We start from the raw sequence: 539 nt of genomic DNA, 5'->3' as shown, positions 1-539 counted from the left end.
TAGGGCCTGTTAGATCTTGAATTTCTTCCCATATTGTAGGGATGGAAGAAGGAGACAGAACAGGCACCTTTACGGACGAGACATGGGCGATCTGGGAACCTCTGATTGAGGAGGTTCGCCCGAGGGGCAAGACGCCGCCACATGATCTGCGGCGGACGATAGCAGCGATTTTCTGGCGTCATGAGAATGGCGCGAAATGGCGGAGTATCCCCGCTGAACTGGGTCCGTGGTGGCGGGCTGCGCAGCTTTTCATCCGCTGGGCGAAGCTCGGCGTATGGGAGCGGCTGCTCGCACTGGTTCAGGAACAACAGGGAGTGGCATTCGGAATGACTTTTCTGGATGGCACAAACATCAGGGCTCACCACAAAGCGGCGGGAGCCCAAAAAAAGGGGCCTCTTTCGAAGAGCGAGACCATCGTGAAGCACTTGGCCGCTCTCGCGGTGGCTATGGCACAAAAGTCTGCGTGATCGCTGATGGACATGGAAAAGCCTTCGGTTTTGCGCTGGCCCCTGGACAGGCTCATGAACTGCCTCTGGCAC

At 57.3% G+C, this 539-nt stretch carries 1 pseudogene; it reads left to right on the top strand.

Going from position 1 to position 539, the window contains the following annotated elements:
• Positions 1–41: 41 nt before the first annotated feature.
• Positions 42–539 (top strand): annotated as a pseudogene (locus tag ACP7IZ_RS13790) (IS5 family transposase); the annotation flags it as partial.

It is taken from the genome of Acetobacter sp. AAB5, assembly GCF_050106715.1.
Lineage (GTDB): Bacteria > Pseudomonadota > Alphaproteobacteria > Acetobacterales > Acetobacteraceae > Acetobacter > Acetobacter oryzifermentans.
Note: the sequence above shows the minus strand (reverse complement) of the source record. Positions and strands in the feature narration are given on the sequence as shown.